Below are 7,841 nucleotides of genomic sequence, written 5' to 3'. Positions count from 1 at the left end.
GCCGGCTGGGGTCGGATCGTGGCCATCGCGTCCGGCGCCGGCCTGCGGCCGAGCATGACCAACATCCAGGCCTATACCGCGGCGAAACATGCGGTGGTTGGTCTCGTGCGGCAGCTTTCGTTCGAGCTCGGTCCGCATGGCATCACGGCCAACGCGGTCGCGCCGGGTCTGATCCTGACCAATCCGGCGACGCACGCGCAATGGGCGGCCTACGGACCGGAAGGCCAGCAGCGCATCCTGGATTCGCTGCACACCCGTCGTCTCGGCAAGCCGGAGGACATCGCGTCGGCCGCGCTGTTCCTGGCAAGCGAGCAGGCCGGCTGGATCAGCGGGCAAATTCTGTCAGTCGACGGCGGCCGCCTGTAACGGAGATCGGCGCCCCGACAATTGACATGATCGGGATGCATTGCGGGCACGCACTCCCTTCATTCGACCATCCAGGATCTTCGATCGATGATGAAAGTTCATCTCCGTGCGGTTTTCGCTGCGACCGCGGTCTGCCTTTCGGCGTCCCAAGCGCAATCCCTGAAGGACAAGGAGTATTTCGCTTCGGAAGAGAAACACCTGGCCGACAGTCTGGCACTGACGAGCAAGCAGTGTGGGACCGACATGACGGCCAAATTCGACTGGTCGAACGTGCCGGTGCCTGCGGCCGGGGGGACCAGGTACAGCCCGTCCAGTTATTGCAGCGCGGTGCTCGGCGGGATACGGCGCGTATGCGCTTCCCAGCTCGGCAAGGAGGCGGTGAAGAAGATCAAGAGCCTGAATTGCGCCTTCGGGGCGCAACGGTCGATCGCCATGAAGGACGGCGCGATCGACTACACGATCAACTATCAATCATCCAACGATGTCGATTTCGTGTTCGCGTACCTGCAGAGCAATCTATAGTTGCCTGCATCCACGATCCACCGATGCTCGTCGTATTCGCGGACGGGAGTTGCGTTTTTCCACGCGTTCCCGCCGGCGACGTGTTATGCTGTCCGGCAACGAGCTCGCGAGCGGCGAACAACGTCGTCGCGCCAAAACAAGCGGGCCGGTGGGAGGAACGGATGGAATTCGGCCTGTTCCACGAGTTTCAGAAATCGCCCGACATCAGCGAAGCCGAAGCTTTCGCGCAATCCTTCGAATTGGTCGACGCAGCGGAGCAGTGGGGCCTCGATGCCATGTGGCTGGCGGAGCTGCATTTCGCCCCGGATCGATCGGTGCTGGCATCGCCCTTGATCCTTGCGGCAGCCATCGCCCAGCGCACGCGCCGGATCAAGATCGGGACCGCCGTTCAGGTGCTGCCGCTCTGCCATCCGCTGCGGCTCGCCGAGGAAGCCGCGACCGTCGACCAGATCAGCGACGGCCGCCTGATCTTCGGCGTCGGACGCAGCGGCTTCGCCCACGTCTATCAGGCCTATGGCGTCCCCTATGACGAGAGCCGCGAGCGTTTCGCCGAGACGCTGGAGATCGTCAAGCGCGCCTGGACCGAGGAGAGCTTCTGCTATCGCGGGAAGCATTTCTGCTGCGAGCAGGTGGCGCTGGTGCCGAAGCCGCGGCAGAAGCCGTGGCCGCCGATCCGCATTGCCGCCACCAGCGCCGACACCTATGCGCAGATCGGGGCGCTCGGTCATGCCATCTTCGTCGCCGCCCGCATCGGCACGCTCCCGGAGCTGGCGCCGCTGGTGCGCAATTATCGCGAGGCCTACCGCGCCGCCGGACATGGCGGCGCGGGCGAGGTCTATCTGCGCGTGCCGGTCTATATCGCCGAGACCGAGGAGCAGGCGCGGCGCGAGCCCGAACAGAGCGTCATGCACCTGTTTCGCAGCATCGGCGAGCGGCTCGAGGCTTCCGCGACCCTGTCGGGCGCGCGCGCCATCGAGCAGCGGGCCGAGCGCGGTCAGCGGCTCCAGACCGTCGCCTACGACGATGCGCTGCGCGACAAGATGATCGTCGGCACGCCCGACCAGGTGGTCGAGAAGCTGCGGCGGCTGGACGAGGAGATCGGGCTCGACGGCATCCTGGCCGAGCTCAACCCCGGCAGCCTGATCCCGCACGCGCTGGTCATGAACGCGTTGCGCCTGCTGTGCCAGGAGGTGATGCCGCGTTTCCGCTAGCCGCCTCCGGCCAGCTTCAGGTCGGACCGTCGCTTCATGACCAATTTGCAGAACGCGCCGACCAGCGGCGAGTCGTCCCGGCTCACGCGCAGCAGCCAGATCGACGTCGTCGCGTTGGCGGTCTCGAGCGGACGGCTCACGACGGAGTTGTAGCGCAACTGGCACATCGCCTCGGGAACGACCGCTACGCCGAGTCCGGCGGCGACCAGCCCGGTGATGGTCGCGTTGCCGTTGGCGAGCTGGTCGATGCGCGGCTCGAACCCCGCCGAGCGGCACAGCACCAGGACCTGGTGCGGCAGGGTTCGCCCCATGCGGTCGCCGTAGAAGACGAACGACTCCCGCGCCAGCTCGCCGATCAGGATCTTCCGGCGCTTCGCCAGCCTGTGGTCGCTCCTCATGACCACGCGGAATGGCTCCCGGATCAGCTCGGTGGCATGCAGCTCCGGTGGAAGAACGGGCGCCGCGGCGCTGCGGACGATGGCGATCTGCTCGCGGCCTTCCAGCAGCCCCTGCGTCTGCTGCTGGCTCTCGATCTCGTTCAGGACGAGCTGGACGTCGGGAAAGTTGCGGCGAAAGGTCAGGATCGCGTCGCCGATCCGCGCCAGCAGCGGCGCCGACGGGAACATGCCGATCCGAAGCTCGCCGAGCTCGCCGCGCTGGGCGCGGGTGGCGACCGAGATCGCACGTTCGGCCCGCGCCAGGGTCGCGCGCGCCTCGGCCAGGAAGAACAGCCCAGCCTGGGTCAGCTCGACGCGCCGGTTGGTCCGGTTGAGCAGCCGAACGCCGAGGATGTCCTCCAGGCTCTTGATCTGCTGGCTCAGCGGCGGCTGCGAGATGCCGAGCCGTGCGGCCGCGCGCCCGAAATGCAGCTCCTCGGCGAGCGCGACGAAGTAGCGGAGGTGGCGGAGCTCCATTCGTGTCCGATATCAATCCAGTCGAAACAAATATTGGACGCTATCAATCGCTCCTGTCAACTTACCGTGAAAGCACGCCGCGCGCATCGGAGCGACCGGCGGGAGACACGGATCATCGGATGAGCGACCGCAGGCCTGAGCCCTTCGATCCGATCACCCTCGAGGTCTATTGGAGCCGCCTGGTCTCGATCGCGGACGAGGCGGCGACCGGGCTGCTCCGCACCGCCTTCTCCACCATCGTGCGCGAGTCCAACGACTACGGCACCGTGCTGATGGATCGCAATGGCGACAGCATCTCGGAGAACACCGGCGGCATCGCCTCGTTCTCCTGCATCCTGCCGCGGACCACGAAGGCGTTTCTGGCGAAATTTCCGCTCGAATCCTGGCGGCCGGGCGATGCGGTGGTCACCAATGATCCCTGGCTCGCGACCGGCCATCTGCCGGACTTCACGGTGGTGACGCCGATCTTCCATCGCAACGAGATCGTAGGCTTCGCCGGCTGTATCGCGCATTCGCCCGATGTCGGCGGCGCGCTGTGGTCGGCGGACTGCCGCGAGCTGTTCGAGGAGGGAATCCGGGTGCTGCCGATGCGGCTCATCCGCGCCGGCGAGTGGAACAGCGATGTGGTCGACCTGCTCTGCGCTAATGTTCGCGTGCCGCGCCAGGTCATGGGCGACCTCGAGGCGCAGGTGGTCTCGAACGGAGTTTCGGTCCGCCGCGTCGTCGAGTTTCTCGAGGACACCGGCCTGTCGGACCTCCAGGAACTGTCCGCCCATCTCCAGGCCCGCACCGATCGCGCGATGCGCCGCGCCATCGCCGCCGTCCCTGATGGCACCTACCAGGCGACGATCGAGGCCGACGGGTTCGACGCGCAGACGACGCGCATCGTCTGCACCGTCACGGTCAGCGGCGAGACGATGCACATCGACTATGAAGGCACCTCCGCCCAGATCGATCGTGGCATCAATTGCGTCCTGAACTACACGCACGCCTACTCGGTCTATCCGATCAAGTGCATCCTGGATCCGTTCACGCCGCGCAACGAGGGATCCTATCGCGCCATCACCGTGAGCGCGCCCGAGCGATCGATCCTCAATCCCGTGTTTCCGGCGCCGTGCAGCGCGAGGCAGCTCACCGGCCATCTGCTCGCGGGCGCGATCTACCGTGCGCTCGAGCCCGTGCTGCACGACAAGATCATCGCCGATTGCGGCGGCGCCCCCACCATGCGGGCGCTGTTCAGCGGCGTCGGCCGCGACGAGCAGCGGTTCTCGCAGGTGCTGTTCGCCAGCGGCGGCATGGGCGCGGCGCCGCACAAGGACGGGCTGCCGACGACAGCGTTCCCGACCAATGTCGGCGCCGGCAGCATCGAGGCCTATGAGAGCGCAGCCCCGCTGCTGGTCTGGAAGAAGCGGCTGCGGACCGACAGCGGCGGGCCCGGCATGTTCCGCGGCGGCCTCGGCCAGGAAGTCGAGATCGAGGTCCGCGCCGGGCAGCCGGTGCGGCTGTCATTGCTGTCCGACCGCCATCGCTTCCCCCCTTACGGCGTCCGCGGCGGCCTGCATGGCGCGCCGTCCGCGATCACGCTCGACGACGGCAGCAAGCCGCATCCGAAGTCGCGAACGTCGGTCGATTCGGGACGTCGGGTCGTCCTGCTCTACGCCGGCGGGGGCGGCTATGGTGATCCGACATTGCGCAGCCGCGAAGCGGTGAAGGCCGATCTTCGCGACGGCTACATCTCGGCCGCGGCCGCCAAGCGCGACTACGGACTGGAATGAGCATGGCCGCGAAAGCACGCACCGCCCGCATCGGCGTCGACGTCGGCGGCACCTTCACGGACCTCGTGCTGCACGACCCGGCGAGCGATCTCGTCCACGTCGGAAAGCTGCTCACCACGCCCGAGGACCCGAGCGCCGCCATCATCGGCGGAATCGCACGGCTGCTGCGGGAGACCGGACTCGAGCCATCCGATCTGCACAGCGTCGTCCACGGCACGACACTGATCACCAACACGATCATCGAGCGCACCGGCGCGAAAGTCGGGCTGCTTGCGACCGAGGGCTTTCGCGACACGATCGAGATCGGCCGGGAGACCCGCTACGATCTCTATGATCTGTTCCTGGAAATGCCGCCGACCCTCGTGCCGCGGCACCGTCGCCTGGAAATTCCGGAGCGGATCGATGTCGACGGCAAGGTGCTGCTCGCGCTCGACGAGGACGCCGTCGCGTCGGCGGCGCGGCAACTGGTCGAGGGCGAGAGCTGCGAGGCGCTGGCCATCGCCTTCATGCATTCCTATCGCTCGCCTGCGCACGAGCGGCGGGCAGCCGAGATCGTGCGGCGCCTGTATCCGGCGCTGCCCTTGTCGCTGTCGGCCGAAGTCGCGCCGGAAATCCGCGAATACGAACGAACCAGCACGGCGTGCGCCAACGCCTATGTTCAGCCCTTGATGCAGCGCTACCTCGACAGGCTCGAGGCCGAGCTCGGCAAGCTCGGCTTCGTCGGCAGCCTCTACGTCATGCTCTCGGGCGGCGGCATCACGACGGTGCGGGAGGCCAAGGAATATCCCATCCGCCTGATCGAGTCCGGCCCGGCGGCGGGCGCGATGGCAGCCTCTTTCCTGGCGAGGCTGGCCGGTCTCGACCGCGTCATCTCATTCGACATGGGCGGCACCACGGCCAAGATGTGCCTGGTCGAGGACGGCGCCCCGGATCACAAGTTCACCTTCGAGGCCGGCCGCGTGCGGCGCTTCCAGAAGGGAAGCGGCCTGCCGCTGAAGGTCTCGGTGGTCGACATGATCGAGATCGGCGCCGGCGGCGGCAGCGTGGCGCATGTCGATGCGACCTCGGGGCTGATGAAGGTCGGGCCGCGCAGCGCCGGAGCCGTGCCCGGCCCGGTCTGCTACGGACGTGGCGGCACGCAGCCGACCGTGACGGATGCCGATCTCGTGCTGGGCCGGCTCGACCCCGCCTACTTCCTCGGCGGCGAGTTGAAGCTCGACCTCGAGCGCGTCAACGGCGCCTTCGCCGACGGGATCGCGGCGCAGATCGACGTCGCGCCGCAGGACGCCGCCCTCGGCGTGCAGCGCATCGTCGACGAGACGATGGCAGCCGCCACGCGCATGCATCTGGCGGAGAAGGGCAGGGACCCCCGCCAGTACACGATCATCGCGTTCGGCGGCGCCGGGCCGGTGCATGCCTGGAACCTCGCCCGCCTGCTGAAGGTCGGACGCGTCGTCGTGCCGCTCGGCGCCGGCGTCGCCTCCGCGCTCGGCTTTCTGGTCGCGCCGCCGGCGACCGAGATGGTGCGCAGCTACGTCGCACGGCTGGAGCGCGTCGACTGGCCGCATGTCAATGCGCTGCTGTCGGAGATGGAGCAGCTCGGACGAGACCTGCTGACCGAGGCGGGCGCCGATCCGGCGCGGATCACCTGCACGCCCACGGCGGACATGCGCTATGTCGGCCAGGGTTTCGAGATTCCCGTGCGACTGCCGTCGTTGTCGCTTTCGGATGCCGACCTTCCGATCATCCGTGAGAGTTTCTTCGCGAGCTACCGGACGCATTTCGCCCGCCTGGTCGAGGATGCCTCGATCGAGGTGCTGAGCTGGCGTGTCGCCTGCGTCGCGCCGAGCACCGACATTCGCATCGGTGTGCGCGGATCGCTGGCAACCGCGGGCGCGAGCGCGCACCGCGGCGAGCGGCTGGTGCTGTTCGAGGGCCACGGCTGGCAGACCTGCTCGGTCTATGACCGCTATGCGCTGACGGCGGGCGCGACATTCTCCGGGCCCGCGCTGATCGAGGAGCGTGAATCGACCTGCGTCGTCGGTCCGGGGGCGCAAGTCAGGGTGGACGAGATGAAGAACCTGGTCATCGAGCTCGGCTGATCATCAGGCCATGACGATCGCCAGTGCGAACAAATCAAGCGGACGCCTGCGGACGTGCGCAGATCGTGGGAGAGAGACGACGCTCCATGTGAGGGCGAGACGACGAGCTTCAATGATTCAGAGACGTCTCCAGGTCAGGCCGGGTGTCGCGGAACGTCGTAACGAGGGAAAATTATCATGTCTGCGCATGCAGGAATGTCGCGTCGCCGCGTGTCCGGCTGGCTCGCCGCGGCGGCTGCTCTTCCGCTGTTTCCCGCCGGTCTCGGAGCGACCGAGGACCACTATCCGGATCGCCTCATCAAGATCATCGTGCCCTGGCCCGCCGGCGCCATCACCGACATGACGGCGCGCCTGCTTGCCAACCAGTGGTCGACGGAATTCAGTCAGGCCGTCGTCGTTGAGAACAAGCCGGGCGCGTCGGGCACGATCGGTCACGGCGTGGTCGCCCATTCGCCGGCGGACGGCTACACCGTCCTGTTCGGAACCAACAGCACCTACGCCATCGCGCCGAACATCCTGCAATCGCTGTCCTATGACAACGACAAGGCGTTCGCGCCGGTCGGATTGGTGTTGCGGTCTCCGCAGATGCTCTGCGTGAGTCCGGCCTTTCCCGCCAACACGGTCCCGGAGCTGCTGGATCACGTGCAGAAGCATCCGTCGAACGAGGTGAACTTCGCCTCCGCCGGCCCGGGCAGCACGAGCCACATGGCGATGGAGCTCCTGATGTCGATGGCCCAGATCCGCATGCAGCACGTGCCGTATCGGGGCGGCGCGCCGGCGTTGCAGGCCCTGATGTCGGGTGAAGCGAGCGTCGGATTTGTCGATCTGTCCACCGCCCTTCCGGTGGCCAAGTCCGGCATGCTGCGGATGCTGGCCGCCAGCACGACGGAGCGGTCAGCACTTCAGCCGAACCTGCCGACGATCGCGGAAACCGTTCCTGGATTCCAGTCG

Annotated in this window: 7 protein-coding genes; 6 read left to right on the top strand and 1 reads right to left on the bottom strand. The window is 67.2% G+C overall.

Annotation, left to right across the window (positions count from 1 at the left end; all coding sequences use genetic code 11):
* From JOY90_RS12495 to JOY90_RS12485, 3 genes are all read left to right on the top strand, one after another.
* The coding region (locus JOY90_RS12495; RefSeq protein ID WP_291691442.1) for an SDR family oxidoreductase at nt 1-366 on the top strand (366 nt) is incomplete at its 5' end.
* Nucleotides 367-453: 87 nt separating this feature from the next.
* Nucleotides 454-888, top strand: coding sequence for a hypothetical protein (locus JOY90_RS12490; RefSeq protein ID WP_291691441.1), 435 nt, complete (start codon nt 454-456; stop codon nt 886-888).
* Between the two features lie 161 nt (nt 889-1,049).
* Complete coding sequence (locus tag JOY90_RS12485) at nt 1,050-2,099, top strand: LLM class flavin-dependent oxidoreductase (protein WP_291691440.1); 1,050 nt, start codon at nt 1,050-1,052, stop codon at nt 2,097-2,099.
* Here the strand turns inward: JOY90_RS12485 and JOY90_RS12480 are convergent.
* Nucleotides 2,096-3,013 carry a LysR substrate-binding domain-containing protein gene (locus JOY90_RS12480; RefSeq protein WP_291691439.1) on the bottom strand — a complete coding sequence of 306 codons (918 nt, stop codon included), beginning with the start codon at nt 3,011-3,013 and terminating at the stop codon, nt 2,096-2,098. The genes JOY90_RS12485 and JOY90_RS12480 overlap by 4 nt on opposite strands.
* A 119-nt stretch (nt 3,014-3,132) precedes the next feature.
* On the opposite strand from JOY90_RS12480, the gene JOY90_RS12475 reads away from it, so the two are divergent.
* From JOY90_RS12475 to JOY90_RS12465, 3 genes are all read left to right on the top strand, one after another.
* The gene (locus tag JOY90_RS12475) at nt 3,133-4,788 is read left to right on the top strand and encodes a hydantoinase B/oxoprolinase family protein (RefSeq protein ID WP_291691438.1); all 1,656 of its coding nucleotides are present in this window, start codon (nt 3,133-3,135) and stop codon (nt 4,786-4,788) included.
* A gap of 2 nt (nt 4,789-4,790) precedes the next feature.
* Entirely contained in the window at nt 4,791-6,890 is a 2,100-nt protein-coding gene (locus tag JOY90_RS12470; protein WP_291691437.1) for a hydantoinase/oxoprolinase family protein, read from the top strand.
* A gap of 177 nt (nt 6,891-7,067) precedes the next feature.
* Nucleotides 7,068-7,841 (top strand): tripartite tricarboxylate transporter substrate binding protein (locus JOY90_RS12465; RefSeq protein WP_291691436.1); only part of this gene is annotated, 774 nt, incomplete at its 3' end.

This window comes from Bradyrhizobium sp., assembly GCF_019242285.1.
Classification (GTDB): Bacteria; Pseudomonadota; Alphaproteobacteria; order Rhizobiales; family Xanthobacteraceae; genus Bradyrhizobium.
The sequence above is the reverse complement of the archived record's forward strand: the minus strand, read 5'-3'. Positions and strand labels throughout refer to the sequence as shown.

Excerpts from the sequence above, each read along its gene's own strand:
- JOY90_RS12490 (WP_291691441.1), top strand. The coding sequence starts at position 454 with ATGATGAAAGTTCATCTCCGTGCGGTTTTCGCTGCGACCGCGGTCTGC.
- JOY90_RS12485 (WP_291691440.1), top strand. The coding sequence starts at position 1,050 with ATGGAATTCGGCCTGTTCCACGAGTTTCAGAAATCGCCCGACATCAGC.
- JOY90_RS12480 (WP_291691439.1), bottom strand. The coding sequence starts at position 3,013 with ATGGAGCTCCGCCACCTCCGCTACTTCGTCGCGCTCGCCGAGGAGCTG.
- JOY90_RS12475 (WP_291691438.1), top strand. The coding sequence starts at position 3,133 with ATGAGCGACCGCAGGCCTGAGCCCTTCGATCCGATCACCCTCGAGGTC.
- JOY90_RS12470 (WP_291691437.1), top strand. The coding sequence starts at position 4,791 with ATGGCCGCGAAAGCACGCACCGCCCGCATCGGCGTCGACGTCGGCGGC.